Source organism: Ancylomarina sp. YFZ004 (genome assembly GCF_054254355.1).
Window position 1 is genome coordinate 181328 of the sequence record NZ_JBTCHQ010000009.1, and the last position, 17598, is coordinate 198925.

Annotated in this window: 16 protein-coding genes; 8 read left to right on the top strand and 8 right to left on the bottom strand. The window is 35.6% G+C overall.

What is annotated here, in order from left to right; translation table 11 throughout:
• Window position 1 precedes the first annotated feature (1 nt).
• Together nrfD and ACXR6G_RS14670 are read right to left on the bottom strand one after the other, a co-directional pair.
• Window positions 2–1327, bottom strand: coding sequence for an NrfD/PsrC family molybdoenzyme membrane anchor subunit (nrfD, locus tag ACXR6G_RS14665; RefSeq protein WP_458362190.1), 1326 nt, complete (start codon window positions 1325–1327; stop codon window positions 2–4).
• A 59-nt stretch (window positions 1328–1386) separates the two neighbouring features.
• A complete protein-coding gene (locus ACXR6G_RS14670; RefSeq protein ID WP_458362191.1) occupies window positions 1387–2289 on the bottom strand; it encodes a 4Fe-4S dicluster domain-containing protein in 903 nt (300 codons plus the stop codon).
• A 416-nt stretch (window positions 2290–2705) separates the two neighbouring features.
• Between ACXR6G_RS14670 and ACXR6G_RS14675 the strand changes: the two genes are divergently transcribed.
• Window positions 2706–3119, top strand: coding sequence for a DM13 domain-containing protein (locus tag ACXR6G_RS14675; protein WP_458362192.1), 414 nt, complete (start codon window positions 2706–2708; stop codon window positions 3117–3119).
• 50 nt (window positions 3120–3169) lie between these two features.
• Here ACXR6G_RS14675 and ACXR6G_RS14680 read toward each other — a convergent pair whose 3' ends face one another.
• The 3 genes from ACXR6G_RS14680 to ACXR6G_RS14690 form a co-directional block, all read right to left on the bottom strand.
• Window positions 3170–4177, bottom strand: a complete 1008-nt coding sequence (locus ACXR6G_RS14680; RefSeq protein WP_458362193.1) for an NAD-dependent epimerase/dehydratase family protein — start codon at window positions 4175–4177, stop codon at window positions 3170–3172.
• A gap of 78 nt (window positions 4178–4255) precedes the next feature.
• Window positions 4256–4666, bottom strand: coding sequence for an OsmC family protein (locus tag ACXR6G_RS14685; RefSeq protein WP_458362194.1), 411 nt, complete (start codon window positions 4664–4666; stop codon window positions 4256–4258).
• A gap of 244 nt (window positions 4667–4910) precedes the next feature.
• Complete coding sequence (locus ACXR6G_RS14690) at window positions 4911–5294, bottom strand: GxxExxY protein (protein WP_458362195.1); 384 nt, start codon at window positions 5292–5294, stop codon at window positions 4911–4913.
• Window positions 5295–5645: 351 nt separating this feature from the next.
• On the opposite strand from ACXR6G_RS14690, the gene ileS reads away from it, so the two are divergent.
• The 3 genes from ileS to ACXR6G_RS14705 all read left to right on the top strand — a co-directional run bounded on the left by ileS (window position 5646) and on the right by ACXR6G_RS14705 (window position 10307).
• Window positions 5646–9086: an isoleucine--tRNA ligase gene (gene ileS / locus ACXR6G_RS14695; RefSeq protein ID WP_458362196.1), complete on the top strand. Its 3441-nt coding sequence runs from the start codon at window positions 5646–5648 to the stop codon at window positions 9084–9086.
• Between the two features lie 38 nt (window positions 9087–9124).
• Window positions 9125–9505, top strand: a complete 381-nt coding sequence (locus tag ACXR6G_RS14700) for a TraR/DksA family transcriptional regulator (protein ID WP_458362197.1) — start codon at window positions 9125–9127, stop codon at window positions 9503–9505.
• A 187-nt stretch (window positions 9506–9692) separates the two neighbouring features.
• On the top strand, window positions 9693–10307 hold the full coding sequence (locus tag ACXR6G_RS14705) for a lipoprotein signal peptidase (protein ID WP_458362198.1): 615 nt from the start codon (window positions 9693–9695) through the stop codon (window positions 10305–10307).
• Window positions 10308–10415: 108 nt separating this feature from the next.
• On the opposite strand, the gene ACXR6G_RS14710 is transcribed toward ACXR6G_RS14705, so the two are convergent.
• The 3 genes from ACXR6G_RS14710 to ACXR6G_RS14720 form a co-directional block, all read right to left on the bottom strand.
• Window positions 10416–11426 carry a hypothetical protein gene (locus tag ACXR6G_RS14710; RefSeq protein WP_458362199.1) on the bottom strand — a complete coding sequence of 337 codons (1011 nt, stop codon included), beginning with the start codon at window positions 11424–11426 and terminating at the stop codon, window positions 10416–10418.
• 119 nt (window positions 11427–11545) lie between these two features.
• Window positions 11546–13120, bottom strand: a complete 1575-nt coding sequence (gltX, locus tag ACXR6G_RS14715) for a glutamate--tRNA ligase (protein WP_458362200.1) — start codon at window positions 13118–13120, stop codon at window positions 11546–11548.
• Between the two features lie 159 nt (window positions 13121–13279).
• Window positions 13280–14236: an HU domain-containing protein gene (locus ACXR6G_RS14720; protein ID WP_458362201.1), complete on the bottom strand. Its 957-nt coding sequence runs from the start codon at window positions 14234–14236 to the stop codon at window positions 13280–13282.
• Between the two features lie 823 nt (window positions 14237–15059).
• Here ACXR6G_RS14720 and ACXR6G_RS14725 point away from each other — a divergent pair.
• The 4 genes from ACXR6G_RS14725 (at window position 15060) to ACXR6G_RS14740 (ending at window position 17511) form a co-directional block, all read left to right on the top strand.
• On the top strand, window positions 15060–15959 hold the full coding sequence (locus ACXR6G_RS14725; protein WP_458362202.1) for a hypothetical protein: 900 nt from the start codon (window positions 15060–15062) through the stop codon (window positions 15957–15959).
• A gap of 41 nt (window positions 15960–16000) precedes the next feature.
• A complete protein-coding gene (locus ACXR6G_RS14730) occupies window positions 16001–16459 on the top strand; it encodes a hypothetical protein (protein ID WP_458362203.1) in 459 nt (152 codons plus the stop codon).
• Between the two features lie 111 nt (window positions 16460–16570).
• Entirely contained in the window at window positions 16571–16906 is a 336-nt protein-coding gene (locus ACXR6G_RS14735) for a CidA/LrgA family protein (RefSeq protein WP_458362204.1), read from the top strand.
• Window positions 16906–17511: an LrgB family protein gene (locus tag ACXR6G_RS14740; protein WP_458362205.1), complete on the top strand. Its 606-nt coding sequence runs from the start codon at window positions 16906–16908 to the stop codon at window positions 17509–17511. The genes ACXR6G_RS14735 and ACXR6G_RS14740 overlap by 1 nt, the downstream gene beginning before the upstream one ends.
• Window positions 17512–17598: the final 87 nt, after the last annotated feature.

Consider the following 17598-nt stretch of genomic DNA (forward strand, 5'->3'; position numbering starts at 1 on the left):
GCTATTTCTTATTGTGGTTAATTTCTTCTTTTATCTCCCAAATTGGAATAACAGGGAAAAGCTTGGCTAGTACAGACATAATAATCAATACTAAAATAAATGAGCCCGTAGTAATAGCTATTTCAGGAATAGTTGGCATGTAATGTGTCCATTCTTCGGGTACGTTTTGAATAGGATAGTAAGGAGCCAATTGAGTAGGAACTACAATTAAAACACGCTTGAACCATGCACCTGTCAAAATCACAATAGAGATGAGCATTAGTGGCAAGGGTCTTCTCATTGGTCTGAAAAGAATTAATAGGAATGGAATAATCAGCCCACCTAACTGAACCATCCAAAACATGATAGATTCGTGTCCTGATAACATTTCTTGTACGTGCTTGGCATCTGCTGTATTGGTCTTATATGCAGGTACAATAATCTCGTTAATATTGAAATAGACATAAACCAATGCCACAAGAACGAGTAAGCGTCCCATTCTATCGAAATGGTCGATCGTAATATATTTCTCTAGCTTATAATTCTTTCGGAAGAAATACATGGTAATGATAACGGCAGCACAACCTGCTACAAATGCACCAGATACAAAGTAAGGTCCGAATATAGGTGAATCCCAACCCGAACGAAGAGTCATCGCAAATAACCAAGATGTTACCGTATGTATCGAAAGGGCAATAGGTATAATTAGGACAAGTAGAATACGAGTATAGTTATGCATCAGCTTAAATTGCTTCGCTTTTCCTTTCCAACCTAAGGCTAGGATCTTATACATTTTTTGTTGCCACTTAGGTACATTTTTCAGCTTATCTCTACAGATTGCTATATCCGGAAGTAGAGGGATATATAGTAATAGAATACTGATGGCAACGTAGGTAACGACAACGGCGATATCCCAAACAATAGGAGACTGAACTCTACCATGCATAAATACATTTAGTAGACGATCGGGGCGCCCCATATCAGTAATAATAATAAGACCAGCTACCATGGCAAAGGCAACAGCTACAAGTTCTGCTATTCGGGCAAGTGGTTTTACCCAACTCACATTCATCAAGCCTAATACTGATGATATGAGCATTCCAATTAAACTGGTTGCCACAAAAAAGACGAAGTTGGAGATGTAAATACCCCAGGAAACGTAGTCGTTAAGACCCGTTACACCCAGCCCGTGTTCTATTTGTTGGTAGTAATAATACAAGCATATTATTAGGGAGACAGCTAGGAAAGCTAGCCATAGCTTAAATTTATTTCCCCAGTTTATATTCTTTAAAAGATCCTGATCGATTTGTTCATTAGTCAGAATTTCTTTTGATAGGGTATCGTTCATAAGTCAATAGGTGCTAGTAAATTGTCAATAGTTTTTTCAGAAAGTGTACCGTTTTAATCTCAGCCTTTGTTCTGACGAGGAGGCAAGTAGTAAACGCTGGGTTTTGTTCCAAGTTCAGGCATTAGGGTATAAGCCGCATTCTCTTGAAGAAGTTCACTTAATCTTACGGTCATTTTAGTTGTTCCATTGGTTACCAAATCTTCGTTGGAATCACCAAAATAGTAGACTCCATTGGGACAAGCTGAAACGCAATAGGGTAATTTACCTTCGCGCAAGCGATCTGCAGAAAAAGCACATTTGGTTACAGTTCCTTTTTTCTGAGGAACATTTAGCTCCATATCGTATGTTACTTCGGCAAATTCTTCAGCATCCTTGGGTTCTGTCCAATTGAAGGTACGTGCTGAATATGGGCAGGCAGCTACACAAAAACGACAACCAATGCAACGCTCGTTGTCAATTAGAACAATGCCATCCTGACGTTTGAAAGTTGCATCAACAGGGCAAACCGAAACACAAGGAGGGTTGTCACAATGTTGACAAGTTTTAGGCATATAATAACTCGTTTTACGAACTGGATCGTTCATCTCGAGCACATTGATATGATGCATTTCAGGCTTTAACTGATGGGCATTTTGACAAGCAGACATACATTTTCGAGCATTCTTACATTTGGCCAAGTCTACCACCATCACAAATTTCTTTCCAGGGATACCTTCACGACCTCTGTCTTGTAGGTAATCCAGATCTTTTATCTTGTCGCTGGGCTTTAAATTGGCCACATCAACCTCGACCAATTGATTGTCTTGAGTCAGTACCTTTATCTTCTTTCCAGATGTTGAATCCTTTGGATCAGAACAACTTTGAAGTAGTAATGCGGATCCGCCTACAGCACTTACACCTGCTAGACCTAAATTTTGCAGGAATTTTCTTCTGGACTTGTCGTTTTTATTAGCCTTGCTCATATATTTATGCTTAATCGTTATTATCAACTGATTACTAAATATATAAAAACTAGACCTCTATCGCTGGTTTTATGTTTAATGGGTGGTGTGTGTTAATGGATGTTAAATTCAATAAAATGCTTCTATGTGTTGAAATTCAATCGTTTGCAGCGAATAAAAGATATAAAGATAATTTCATCGGAATATGCTGTTTATATTTAGAATAAATATGCTTAGGAGACCTGTGTTTAATGATTCTTCTTCATTCTGATTTTTACTATCTGCTTTACTCGTAGTTTATTAATGAAATGTTAAGATCATTGTGAAGTTTGTTCATTCTATGGAATTTAATTAATTTAAGACTTCCGACTCTTAAATTATTTCAAACTGTTTTGAAAGTGCTTGAGATTCTAATTAAAAACACAAACTAAATGCAGATGAAAAATTGGTATATAATCTTAATCCTCATTCTTGCAGTTTCCTGTTCAAGTGATGATGATAATATGAATGAGACAGATGTATCTCCTGATATGGAAATGAAAATGAATGAGGCTGAAGTAAAAGGAAATTTTGTTTCAGGAGCTCATGAAACCTCGGGAGTGGCTAGTTTAAACGAAGCTAAAACAATTCTGAAATTTACAGACTTTAAAACCGACGATGGCCCTTTATTAGAAGTGTATTTGTCTACAGATAAGGAAGCTACTGAATATATAAGCTTGGGTGATTTGAAAGGAATCGAGGGGGATTTCCAATATGATATTCCTTCTGGAACCGATTTGGCCAAATATAAGTATGTTCTTATATGGTGTGTCGATTTCTCAGTCAGCTTTGGCCATGCTAAACTGGAATAGTAAAAGTTAGAAGAAATTATTGAAGGCCGAATCTCTGGATTCGGTCTTTCTTATTTAAATGGATAATGCTTAGCCGCATCCTTAATGCTATCTTCCACACTTATAAATTCAAAATCTAAAGTATCCTTTATCTTCTGATTAGAATAAAAGGTGCGATTGTGAGATGATCGAGCAGTGGCTCTTGTGAAGCTAGGCTCTTGAAATAGGAAAATCTTTTTCAAATAAGCCAATCGCCATCCAATCCCAGTTAATAATGGGGAAGCATATTTGCTAGGTTCTGGTAATTTAAGAGCCTTCGCAATACTTTTGAAGATGAATTCGTAGCTACAGTTATCAGCATTTAAAAGGAAACGCTCATTCTTGATGTTTGAATCCATGAGTTGAACCATCGCTTTGCTGACATCTCTCACATCAACGTATCCCGTAATTCCTCTTGTGAAATAATTCATGCCCTTAGCCACAGTTGTGAATAGTAAGGATGATCCTTTATGCCATTGACCAGGACCCAGAATAATAGAGGGGTTCACAATAACGGCATCAAGGCCTTCTTCAATACCTCGCCAAACTTCAAGTTCCGAATTGAATTTACTGATTGAATATCCCGAGCGTTTATCTTCAGGACTCCAAGGTGTTTTTTCTGTAACGGTATCTCCATACTCTTCTGGACTACCTAAGGCTGCAACCGAACTTACGTAGCACAACTTCTGAATTTTGTGTTCAATGCAGGCATCAACAATATTTCTAGTTCCCTCAACATTGATATTCTTCATAAGCTTTTTGTCAGCTTTCTTAAAAGAAACGAGAGCTGCACAATGGTAAACTCTTGAGATTCCCTCAAGCGCTTCATCCAAAGAGTCCGTATCGAGCATATCGCCATTTACCCATTCAATTTTATCAAAGAGTTCATCTGCCGAATCGGAATAGTATGCAAAGCAATCACGTACATCCTTCAAAGAGCTGTTTTCTCTTTTTAAGGCACGAATAGACTCGCCTTTTTTAACTAAATCGAAAAGTAAATGTGAACCGACTAGGCCAGTACCTCCTGTAACAAGAATCATAGTGAGTAAATTGCAAGATGTGTGAAGAAAATTCGAGCCCTATTTTTTATTAATAGGGACTCAATCTATAAAATGTTATTATTTAGGCCAAACCAATTTAATGTTTTGTGTCATATTAGGACTAACACTCAATGGAACCGGGCTTGTTCCTGCTACTGATTCGATAATCTTCTTTTCTTCGTCAGTATAGGCTTTGTTAGGAAATACAAATTCAGCAACCACTTCAGAAACACGACGAGGATCGGCAGCCATTATTTTAGTGATGTTTAGTTCCGTGCCTACAATGTCAATATTGTTATCACGAGCTACAATGCCCATAATGGTCATTATACATGATCCGAATGAAGTTGCCATTAAATCTGTCGGAGAAAAAGCTTCCCCTTTACCTTGATTATCAACAGGAGCATCGGTATAAATCTTGTTTCCTGATTGCAGGTGAATATTTTCAGTTCTTAAATCGCCTAAGTAAGTTGTTTTTACTGTTGTCATATTTTTAAAATTGATAGTTATCTTTTCTTATAATCTGTCTATAAATATAGTCTGTCCACAAATTTATCAAATTAACACAAATTTTATTGAGTGATTTCAATCTCAGGAATCAGTGAAATATGATTTTTAGTTATCCTCTTATTTTAAAATGTCTGTCCACAAATTACTCAAATTAGCACAAATTTTATTGTATTATTTTAATTTGAGAAAACCTGTGAAATTTGTGGCTTATAATTTATCATCTTTAGATGATGACTCGTTTGTATTGCAAGCTTTTTGATCCAAAATTGATGAGTAATCCTATTTTTTTATCTGTGGCTTTTAAATAATTCAATAGTTGTGCATAATGTGAATCATCCAATGTTTTAACTGCTTTGAGTTCTATAATTATTTCTCCATAACAGATGAAATCAGCAAAATATTTCTTATTCAGTTTCTCTCCTCTATAGCTAACATCAATTCCAACTTCTCTTTCAAAAGGATGAGCTTCTCTATTAAATTCAAACTCTAAAGCCTCTTGATAAATGACTTCAAGAAAACCAGCACCAAGTTCTGAATGAACAGACATACAGCAACCGATGATTTCATAACACTCATTTTTATAGATGTATTCTTCTGAATTATTCATTATTTGAGATAATTTGTAGACTACAAGAATGTAGGATTTCTTAATGAATCCAAAGCTAAATATATTTATTAATTTCGGATTATAAGTTATTTCCCTTTTCAGTTTAAAATTTGTTCTTTTCAATGCTAATGACTTCACTCATATTCCTTTGATTAAGTGCTTAGTATCGTTATCATGTCTTGTATTTTTTCTATATTTGTGAACTTTTGAGAAGAAGTATCGTATCCTGATTGATACCTATCTAGCTTATCCCATAATTCATGATTGGTGTAAGCTGAATTGTTTCAGTAGTTTACATTCTTCTCAGCCCGTTGGTTTACGGGATAAATTGTCAAGTATCAAAACAAAAATATGAGCACAAAATTTCCAGATTACAAGAACTTAGATCTTTCACAGATCAATAAAGATATCTTAAAAGAATGGGAAGAAAACAAGACTTTCGAGAAGAGTTTAGAAACTCGTGAAGGAAATCCATCTTTTGTTTTCTATGAGGGACCCCCATCAGCAAACGGTATGCCTGGTATTCACCACGTAATGGCCCGTGCATTGAAAGATATTGTATGTCGTTATAAGACGCTTAAGGGTTTTAAAGTAGACCGTAAAGCAGGTTGGGATACACACGGACTTCCAGTTGAGTTGGGTGTTGAGAAGGAATTGGGTATTACCAAAGAGGATATTGGTAAGAAAATTTCTGTTGACGATTATAACGAAGCTTGTAGAACTAACGTGATGAAATACACACGTGAGTGGGAAGATTTAACTGCTAAAATGGGATATTGGGTAAATATGGACGAGCCATATATTACTTACGATAACCGTTATATTGAGTCTTTATGGTGGTTGCTTAAGCAATTATTCGAGAAAGGATTCTTGTATAAAGGTTATACCATTCAGCCATTCTCACCAGCAGCAGGAACGGGATTATCGACTCACGAGTTGAACCAGCCAGGTTGTTATAAGGATGTAAAAGATACAACAGCTGTTGGTCTATTTAAGATAGAAAAAGACGAGAAGAGTAACTTCCTTTTCGAAGGAATTGACTGTGATGCATATTTCATGGCTTGGACAACAACGCCTTGGACTTTGCCATCTAACACAGCTTTAGCTGTTGGAGCAAAGATCAATTATGTACGTGTTCGTACTTTCAACCCTTACACAGGTAAGGATTGTGTTGTGGTTTTGGCTAAAGCGCTTTTCAATAACTTCTTTGATACGAAACTTGAAGATCTAGATTTAAGCGAATATAAAATTGGAGACAAGAAAATTCCATATAAGCCACTTTCGGAGTGTGTAGGAACTGATCTTGAAGGAATCAAGTACGAGCAATTATTGCCATGGGTGAAGCCTGAAGGTGATGCTTTCCGCGTAATTTTAGCTGATTTTGTTACTATTGAAGATGGTACAGGTATCGTTCATATTGCCCCAACTTTTGGTGCTGATGATGATAGAGTCGCTAAAACTGCTGGAATTTCTCCACTTATTTTCCGCGATAAGGAAGGTAAGATGCAACCAATGGTTGACCGTACTGGTAAGTTCTTTAAAATTGAAGATCTTGATGAGGAATTCGTAAAGAACCATGTAAATGTTGAGCTTTATGCTCCATATGCAGGTCGTTATGTAAAGAACGCCTTCGATTCTAGCTTAACTGAGAAAGATCCAACTTTAGATATCGATATTTCTGTTGAGTTGAAAAAGAGCAGTCAGGCATTTAAGGTTGAGAAGCATGTTCACAACTACCCACATTGTTGGAGAACTGATAAGCCAATTTTATACTACCCATTGGATTCATGGTTTATCCAGACAACAAAGGTTCGCGATCGTATGATCGAACTAAACAAGACGATTAACTGGAAGCCAAAATCAACAGGTGAAGGACGTTTTGGAAAATGGTTGGAGAACCTACAGGACTGGAATCTTTCACGTTCTCGTTACTGGGGAACGCCTCTACCTATCTGGGTAAGTGAAGATCGAAGTGAAATGAAATGTATTGGTTCGGTTCCTGAATTAAAAGCTGAAATTGAAAAATCTATTGAGACAGGTTTCATGGGCGAAAATATGCTCGAAAAATATGTAGAAGGTGATAACTCAAAGGAGAACTATGAGAAGTTCGATCTACACCGTCCGTATGTTGACGATATCGTATTAGTAAGTGAGTCGGGACAGAAATTATTCCGTGAACTTGACCTTATCGATGTATGGTTCGATTCTGGAGCAATGCCTTATGCACAGCAACATTATCCATTTGAGAACAAAGAGGATTTCGATAAGAAATTCCCAGCTCAGTTTATTGCTGAAGGTGTAGACCAAACTCGTGGATGGTTCTTTACGCTTCATGCAATTGCAACAATGTGTTTCGATAGTGTAGCTTTCGAGAATATTATCTCAAACGGATTGGTATTAGATGCTAAAGGCAATAAGATGTCTAAGCGTCTTGGTAATGCTGCTGATCCTTTCGAAACTATCGAAAAATATGGTTCTGACCCATTACGTTGGTATATGATTACCAATGCACAGCCATGGGATAACTTGAAATTTGATATAAATGGTGTTGAAGAAGTTCGTCGTAAATTCTTCGGAACACTTTATAATACTTACAGTTTCTTCCAATTGTATGCTAATGTTGATGGATTTACATATTCAGAAGCTGATGTGCCAATGGAAAAACGTCCTGAGATTGACCGTTGGATTCTTTCTCTTCTTAACTCATTGGTGGAGGAAGTTGAAGGGTGTTACGAGACTTACGAGCTAACACGTGCGGGTCGTGCTATTCAGGATTTCGTAAACGAAAACCTATCTAACTGGTACGTTCGTTTATGTCGTAAGAGATATTGGGGTGGTGAGTATGATACAGATAAGATTTCGGCATATCAAACACTTTATAAATGTCTTGAGACGATTTCTGTTCTTGGATCACCAATTGCGCCATTCTTTATGGATCGTCTATTCTTAGACTTGAATTCAGTAACGAATCGTTACACTGAGAATTCAGTTCACTTGGTAGATTTCCCTGTTGCTGATATTTCAGTAATTGACAAGGCTCTTGAGGAAAGACAAGATATGGCTCAGAAGATTTCTTCTATGGTATTAGGACTTCGTCGTAAGGTGAAGATTCGTGTACGTCAGCCATTGAGTAAGATTATGGTTCCAATTCTTGACGAAAGCATCATCCCTCAGTTAGAGGCTGTAAAAGGCATTATCCTTTCTGAGATTAATGTGAAAGAGATGGAGTTCATTACGGATACTTCAGGTGTATTGATCAAGAAAATTAAGCCAAACTTTAAGACTCTTGGACCTAAGCATGGTAAGATCATGAAGCAAATTGCTGGTGTGATTGCTAAAATGAATCAGGACGATATCGTCGTATTTGAGAAAGAATCTGAATTTACTATTGTTGTGAACGAAGAGAAGGTTGTTCTTACATTGCAAGATGTCGAAATTATCTCTGAGGATATTCCTGGATGGTTAGTTGCTAACGAAGGAAAGCTTACAGTAGCCCTTGATGTTAACATTACTGAGGAATTACGTAAAGAAGGTATTGCTCGTGAATTTATCAATAGAATTCAAAATTTGCGTAAGGATAGCGATTTTGATGTTACAGATAAAATTTCATTAGAAATTGCGATGCACGATGGCATAAATGAAGCACTAACAACTCATAAAGATTATATTGGAAGTCAAACTCTCGCAGAATCAGTAAGTTTGGTTGAGAAAATCGAAGGAGATGATGCTAAAGCTGTAGAAATTGAAGCTGGAATCGAAACTTATATTCGAATTAAAAAGCTTAGTGAGTAATACTTTTTTTGTTATCTTTAGGATCAAATCCAAAATCTATGACTGAAAAAAAACGCTATACAGACGAAGAGTTAGGGGAGTTCAAAGAATTGATTACCCAGAAACTCGCAAAAGCTAAGAAAGATTATGAAACCTTGAAGGCTGTTATTTCAAATAGCTCAGGAAACGACACTGAAGATACTTCTCCAACTTTTAAAGTTTTAGAAGAAGGTGCTTCAACTTTGTCGAAAGAAGAGGCTGGAAGATTAGCACAGCGTCAGGCAAAATTCATTAGTCATTTGGAAGCTGCACTTATTCGAATTGAGAATAAGAATTATGGTGTATGTCGCGAGACAGGAAATTTGATTTCTAAAGAAAGACTACGTGCTGTTCCTCATGCAACATTAAGTATTGATGCAAAGAACAGGCAGATCCAATAACAAATTATAACATATAGAAGATGATTGGGAGAGAAGTCTTCCAATCATTTTTGTTTATATTCGGGGGCTGTTTGTTCTGAAAGTGAAAAAGCATTCAGTTTTTAAACAGCGATTTGTTTTTTCAAGCTAGGGAGGTGTTTATTACTGCCAGTAGTCATCGCTGAAATCTTAACATTAAAACAATAGCATGTCATTAATAAAAAAGTCTGCACTCTTTATTGTTGTGCTTTTAATACTCGATCAAATTTTTAAAGTTTGGATTAAAACCCACATGATGCTCGGGGAAGAGTTCTCCGTATTCGGTGATTGGTTTGTTATTCATTTCATCGAGAATAATGGAATGGCTTTCGGTATGGAGCTGGAAGGTAAATGGGGTAAAATTCTATTAAGCTTGTTCCGTATTGTAGCTATATGTGGAATTGGATGGTATTTGAATGATATTTGTAAGAAGAAAGCACCTAAGGGCTTAATTTTATCTATCGGTTTAATCTTTGCTGGAGCAATGGGAAATATTATAGATTCTGCTTTTTATGGTGTCATTTTTAATGATAGCTATTATCAAGTAGCAAGCTTTTTACCTGAGGCTGGAGGTTATTCTTCTTTCCTACATGGTAAAGTCGTTGATATGCTTTATTTCCCTTTAGTTGATGGTAATTTCCCATCTTGGTTTCCAGTTTGGGGAGGTGAGCATTTTGTATTCTTCCGCCCAGTATTTAATGTAGCGGATTCTTACATTACAATTGGAGTGACCTTTATACTTCTGTTTCACAAGAAGTATTTTGTCGAAGAAACATCTAAATAATAGAAAGAACTTTCAAATAAGTAGATATTAAAATAGCCTTGGAATCTCCAAGGCTATTTTTGTATCATTTTGAAAAATGCTGTATAGTATTAAACCAGATTTTGTCAATTATCGCCCTTTCTGATGAACGATTGTTGTAGGATCAACACCTTCTTTCGTTTTTGTTTTATTGCGAGTAACTACAATTGCATGATCCCACCAAATATTGGTTGCTTTATCTAAATCTTCTGCTCTATAATATCGTCCCTCACCCTTATTTGATCCACCACTGTATTTATTTCCATATCCATTTGGATCATAAATTTCATAAAATACCTTTCCATCAACAACCTTATATCCTTTGGCTATTATAAAGTGTCCCCAGTCTTTTGTTTGTGTGGTATAAAACTTATCAACATGCCAGTTGGCCTTTTTTTGATTACTGATATAATACATATCTAAACAAATAATCAAAATATTTCCTTTGTCCAATTCATCCTTTACTTTATTAATCGTAGGTAGCTTGATAGTGTAATTTGAGATGTTATTCAGATCTAAATAGTTAATGATATCATCTGTATACCACCATCCACCTTGAGATCTGTATTTGGATCTAGCATCCTCGGGAGTATTTGAAAAGCTTTTGTTAGCCCATTTAATGGCCATTGTTACACTTGTGGGACCACAATTAACACCAGCGTGTTTACCTGTTTTAGCTTGATCGAAATACCATCCGTAATCAACATCATTGCTTTTTTCTTGAGTCAGCTTTGCACCTAAGCCAATTTTTCTTGTTTCTGTGAATTTTGGAATACTGATCGTTTTAGTTCTAGAATTCTCAGATTCGACATCACTAACAGTTAGAGTGATGTCAATGTTTTGTTCTTGGTTTGACTCAGATAGTTCAAAATATGTTGAAACATCACTTACATCTGCTAATTTGACTAATTCTGATTCTGTAGACCATTCATATGTAAGAAGATCACCATCGATGTTATTCGAATTATAAGATATTTTTATTTCATCAATTTCAACTTCATATTTAAAATCAACATTGGGGACCGAGTTATCCTCTTCGGTGTCGTCTGTACATGAAAACATAATAGCCGAGAGACTTAATAATAGAATTGTTTTTTTCATTTTACAAATACTTATCATTTCAATTTTTTATATAAAAAAGCCTTACAAATATATTATAATATTTGTAAGGCTTTGATATGTTAAATAACAATGGTGCTTATGATGTTATTAGTTCACAACTAAAGAGTTTCACAAGCAAAATCGATACGAGATAAAGTTTCTTCCTTGCCTAATAGCTCAATAATATCGAACATATGTGGACCTTTTCCAGCGCCAACCATAGCAAGACGGAATGGGTTCATGACTTTACCAAAGCCAATTTCCTTAGCGGTAATCCATTCTTTTACGATGGTTTCAGTATTCGCCGAGGAGAAGTCTGAGATATCACATAAAATAGTCTTTAGCTCTTGCATAAGCTCAGGAGCATCAGCCTTCCAAGCTTTTTTAGCCGTTTTAGCATCGAACTCTATAGGAGCTTCAAAGAAGAAGTTGACTTGATCCCAAAGTTCTGCAACAAAGTCTACACGGTCTTTTACCATGCCACAAACTCGAGTTACTTTATTTGAATCTGCTTCAATGCCTTTTTCAGCAAGAACCTCTTTACTGAATAATTGGCCAATTTCTTCGTCAGACTTAGTCATTAAGTATTGGCGGTTGAACCATTTTGTTTTCTCAGGGTCGAACTTAGAACCTGATTTACCCACTCTTTCTAAAGAGAAAGCTTCTGAAAGCTCTTCCATAGAGAAAATCTCTTGCTCTGTTCCTGGGTTCCAACCTAAAAGTGCAAGCATGTTTACAAATGCTTCTGGGAAATAACCATCCTCACGGTAACCAGATGAAATATCCTGAGTTTTTGGATCTTTCCAAAGCAATGGGAATACAGGGAATCCAAGTTTATCGCCATCGCGCTTGCTTAGCTTACCTTTTCCAACTGGTTTAAGAATAAGTGGAAGGTGAGCAAACTTTGGCATCTCAGCTTCCCAGCCTAATTTCTTGTATAATAATACGTGAAGAGGCATAGATGGTAACCATTCTTCGCCACGAATCACGTGAGATATCTTCATCAAATAATCATCTACCACATTAGCTAGGTGGTAAGTAGGCATGCCATCCGATTTGAAAAGAACCTTGTCGTCAAGAGCAGAACTGTTGAATACAACGTGCTTTCTAATCTCATCATCAAGATGTAGCTCTTCGTTTACTGGCATCTTAAAACGAACAACGTAAGGTGTACCAGCTTCGATTTTAGCTTGAACTTCATCAGCGCTTAATGCTAAGGAATTATTCAAGTTACCACGAGTATCAGGGTTATATGTAAAGGTTTTCTTTTCAGACTCATATTCATTACGAATAGCGTCCAATTCTTCCGCTGTATCAAAAGCGTAATAGGCATCCCCAGAAGCAATTAACTTATCTGCATACTCACGATACATTGGTTTTCTCTCAGACTGACGGTATGGACCATATTCTCCACCTACAGTTGCACCTTCATCAATTGTAATGCCACACCATTTTAAGGCTTCAGCAATATAATCTTCAGCACCTGGCACATAACGTGTCTGATCGGTATCTTCGATACGCAATAGGAAATCTCCCCCGTGCTTACGGGCAAACAAATAGTTGAAAAGGGCTGTTCTAACACCTCCCATATGTAAAGGTCCTGTTGGACTAGGGGCAAATCGAACTCTGACTTTATTATCGCTCATGATTTTATCCGTATAATATTTTAATTCCTGACTATCAGGGATGATCATTCAAATTCCGACAAAGGTAATAATTATTGTATCATCTGAGTTCGCTTCTTTTATACTAGAAGCTTCTATTAAAGAAATATTTGATTTAGGATTTGATGGAAATTAAAAAGGAGCCACCATTTATGGAAGCTCCTTGAAATATTTTGATCGAAATGATTTTTATTTTTGTAAAACCCAGCAAGATGCATTCGGGTTCTTTTGTAATACTTTTTTGCGGAAACGATCAGCTTCTTTTTTTGAATTGAATTTGTTTAAGGCAACCGCATAAAGATTTTTATTCTTAATAATTCTAGCAGGATATGAATTGGCTTCAATCACAGTTTTAAGAATCTTAGCATTCTCAATGTTAGAGAAACTACCGGCTATCAAGTAATACTTTCCTTTTACCGATTTATTCTTAATGGCATGCTTAGGCTTAGCATAGATGATTCTAGGCTCAAAACTAACCAATTCATTAATGGGAGAGATCTTCTCGTTTACCTTAACTGACTTTGTTTTCTGAACATCGGGAGTACTCTCCATTAAACTGAATGAAGCAGTTGACTGATGTTGAAAATTGCTAATATTCACAGGGATTAATGCTAATCCTAAAAAGAAAGGAATCGTAACAGCTGCATATATTTTACGTTTAAGGCTAAAACGGTTCCAAATATTTTCTTTGATGATTAGAGATCGAATCTGAGTATTTTCCTGGAAGATTAAATCTGGAAGTTCGAAACTTTCCATTCCAAAAAGATCAGCAAGAAAATTAATGTCCTTAGCGGGTTCGAATTGTAATTTATGACGCTTGTTGTAAAACAAGTCACCTAGTTCATTAAAAACGACTCTTTCACTTCTACGTAAACGAACACTAATGTCTTCGATATAAAGCTCAACTGCCCTCTCTGCTTCTGGATAAGATAATCTTTCAGCTTCAGCCAAACAATTTATAAGCAAGCCATCATTCTGTTTTAGGTTTCGATTGAAACTAACAGCCTTTGATGGAGGAAGCATTTCATTAGTCAGTGGGTTTTCTTCGGCAGGGCAATAGTTGGCAACAAAACCACCTAAACCAGGAAGAATTACACAGTCATGAATGAACAATAAATCCTTAATATACCTTGATATTTCTAGCATAAAAACAAAGATAAAAATTCTAGCCTCTTATTAAAATTGATTAGCAGCAGAAATATACTAAAAGCTTAGTAATCAAAAGTGAAAAAATGAATATTTTTTCAAATAATTAGAACATAAGCATTATTGTTTTTGTTGTTGATCTACTCCTTATGGTTTCATACTAAGTTATATAAGTGAATAAATTATTGGTGTATTAGTTATAGTTTTTTTTCCTTTCAATAAGGTGAAAATGAATCTAGAATTATATTTGTTCCTGTAAAGAGCAGACGCTTGGGCTTTCTTTGTGTATTAACTTATTTTATAAGGCTAGTAAATTGCGTCGTTTAAATTGTATCTATTGTGAGTCTGGTTTTTGAATCTTGAAGAAACTATTATTGCTTTATATAAGCCAGGAGAAACTTAAAATCTTGAAAAAACTGTCAATATTTTATCAAATTTGGCGATAATCTTACTATTCAGACTTTATTTATTAAAGGTGAATATAAGGGCAAAAGAATCAAAAATATTTCTCAGCATGAGATTGATTTTTGATTGCCACATTTGAAAAAAACACAAGCTCGGTAGTGATGATTTATCCGATATTCAGAGATACTCCAATAGAAACACTTAGGAAGGTTGAACTTGCAGATTTAGAAGAGATTGCAAAGATGTTATAGGACGCTGGTTTTTCAACACAAATTAGTGCTTAAGTCACCCAAACTGATAGAATTAACTTCGTTTTTTTTTACGAATAATTAAAAAATACAGATCAGGAATTGAAAAATTGAGATAAATGGGTTAGTTTTATTGAATTGAAATATTTTAAGCAATAAATTATTCTACTATGCTCAAATTTAGCATTCGTTTGTCTTACTTTCTAATATTGCTAGGTTTCTCCTTTGTTTCGGTAGCCTGTCAAAATAAGACTAAAACTAATTCTTCTACTGTGAAGGACGAATTGGTTGTCAACAATCAAAGTCTAAAGAAGGTTAAGAATATTTTCTATAATGTTCCATCACCTGTTGAGGTGACTACTATTATACAGAGAATGAATCTGCCTTACCATCCAGATTTATTGAATCCAAGTTCAAACTCTGATAATTACTTAACTCAAGCTGATAAGGCTCTGAATATGGGAGTTTATGGTGCAGATTTAAGCTATATTCGTATCTATGAGCAATATCAAGATGCCGCAAAATTTTTAGTTGTTGTTAAAAAGTTTACACGTGAGTTAGGTATTCCTGAAGAAGGGGAGCGAGTAATTGCTAAGCGCCTTGAGAAGAACTTGCAAAATCAGGATTCTTTATTGAGAATCATTACTGAGACATTTACTGATTCGGATAGCTACCTAAAGGAAAATCAACGAGGAAGTACCGCAGCTCTTATCATTTTTGGAGGTTGGATTGAAACGCTATATTTAGCAACCAATATTTTAGATCCTGAGGTTCCTCATAACGATATGGTAAAACTAATTGTTGAACAACGCTTTTCTGTTAAAAACTTATTGGCACTTATGGAGCAGTTCTCTGATGAAAAAAGAGTTCAGGATTTCTTACCAGATTTGAAAGAGTTGAATGAAAAATTCAAAGAAATTGCTCAGGAAAAATCAGGGAAGGCTAAGTTGATTTCTAAAAAAGGTAAGGCAGTCATTGGGAATAAGGCAAAACTTAATGTACCTCCTAATATCTTGAATGATGTGAAGACTATTAATGACAGAATTCGAGCACGAATTACGGAAATGTAGAGTTGTTTAATGAGTCTTAATGATAAATAATAATCTTAAGGATGAGTAAAATTTACAGATATATCACTTTAATTATAGCATTAACTTGTATTTCGAGTTTTGCTTTTTCTCAGTGTAATGAATTTACTAAGAAAGACTGTATTCCTTTATTAAGCCCTTATACTTTTAATGGACAGCTTAATAATACGGTTTTATCAGAAGGAGAAACAGCTGAGCTTCAATTAACGTTTTACGCTGATCAGGAATATAGAGTTTTGGTTGAAGGTGAAGATCAACTTGGAAAGTTAAGATTTCAACTTTTGGATGTCGAATATAATATTTTGTACGATAATAAAGATGAGGACTTTACGAATGCATGGGATTTTTCCGTTGAAAGTACTGATGAGTTTATAGTTAGAGTAATTGTCGATCAAAATACAAATCCTGAGGATACTGAAAGTGGATGTGTTTCGATGTTAGTTGGATTTAGAGCCTTTGGCTCACGAACACTTTTTAAATAAAAATGGATTTACAATAAAATACACGTTTTTTTACAAGTGATTAATCCACCTCTAAGGGTGGATTTTTCTATTTTGGTGGCTTTGTGAGAATTTGAAAGATTACTTTTGTGCATGATTTTAATAAAGCAAGTTGTAATATTTTTAGGCTTATGGCTATTAGGAGAATTGATATCCTATTACAGTCACTTGCCACTTTCAGGCAGTATTATTGGGATGTTATTATTAGTAGTAGGCTTAGAATTAAAGTTGATAAGAACAAAGGATGTTAAGGATGTCGCTAATTTCCTGCTAAATAATATGGCTATGTTTTTTATTCCGGCTGGAGTCGGTTTAATGTGCCATTATCGCATTTTAAAACAAGAGTGGCTACCGATTTCGGTGGCTATTATTGTAAGTGCTGTATTAGTTATGACTGTCGTTGGTTTAATCATGAAAAAAAGATCCTAATGGAAGAGCTTCTAAATTCACCATTGGTTCATGTCTGCTTGACCTTGACTGTATTTATCCTATCTAAAAAATTGCAAATAAAATATAAATCACCTCTATTGAACCCAATTTTAATCACAATACTTGTTGTGATTAGTTTTCTCTTGCTTACTGATACTTCTTACGAAGATTATGAGCAAAATACTCAAATAATTAGTTTCTGGTTGGCACCGTCGGTTATTGCTTTGGGATATGCTCTATATAGTTTCTTAGGTGAGATTAAAGCTGATTTTAAGAAGATTCTTTTCTCGATGCTAGCGGGAAGTATAACAGGTATAGTATCTGTATTTATGACTGCTTATGTATTTGGAGCATCAAAGACTACGATGATTTCTTTAGCTCCCAAGTCGGTGACAACACCCATAGCAATTGAAGTATCGAAGCAAATGGGTGGAATTCCTTCTTTAACAGTTGCTTTTGTTATAGTAGTAGGTGTTTTGGGGGCTATATTGGGTCAAACTTACTTGAAATTAATAGGCGTTAATGATCCCAAGTCGGTAGGTCTGAGTTTAGGGGCGACTGCCCATGCTTTGGGTACGGCCAGCATTAGCCGAGAGAGGTCCTGATTTTAGTGCTTTTGGCGGATTGGGAATGGCATTGAATGGGGTGTTGACAGCCATTCTAGCACCTTGGATTATTAAGTTGATGCTCTT